At 67.1% G+C, this 592-nt stretch carries 1 protein-coding gene; it reads right to left on the reverse strand.

Annotated features, from left to right (window positions below):
* Nucleotides 1–592, reverse strand: a 592-nt coding sequence (locus AACY52_RS29420; protein WP_339561237.1) for an MFS transporter, incomplete at both ends; no start/stop codon positions are given.

A 592-nucleotide genomic window follows, 5' to 3' on the forward strand; every position in this document is an offset into this window, starting at 1 on the left:
CTGAGCGCAAACTGCGCTGCGAACAGCGCCGGGCGATCTTCCGCACTGGCCGAGCGCCGCAACAAGCGGCCCGAGGGTGTGATGCTCATCGAATAGGCGATGCCGAGGATCGGCCAGGACGCCAGCAGGAGCGTCCAGCTGATCCGTCCCGATGGCAGCACCGCGCCGATCGCGGCGAGAGTCCCGAGAGCGATCGTGAGGAGCGCCGCGGCACCGATCATGATCGGGCGATCGGCGACCCGATCGAGGATGCGCGGCAACAGCAACGCGGCGAGCATGGAACCTGCACCATAGACGGCGAGTGTCAGCGCAACCTGGGGCTGGCCGAGACCGAGGCCGCGCACCATCACCACCGTGTTGACGATAACCATCGCGCTCGCCGCAGCAGCCGCCAGGTTGATGGCGAGCAGGCCGCGCAGGCGCGGTGTCTTCAGATAGATGCGAATGCCGCGGGTGGTCTTGGCGTAAATGCCGTCCGCTTGCCGTTTGTCGGACGCGACCCTCCTCGCAAGGCCCGAGGATACCACCAGCGCCGCCGAGGCGAGGAAGCCGACCGCCGTGCCTGAGAACAGCCAAAGGAAGTTGATGACCG

It is taken from the genome of Pseudomonas sp. EA_65y_Pfl1_P113, from assembly GCF_963970525.1.
Lineage (GTDB): Bacteria > Pseudomonadota > Gammaproteobacteria > Pseudomonadales > Pseudomonadaceae > Aquipseudomonas > Aquipseudomonas tritici.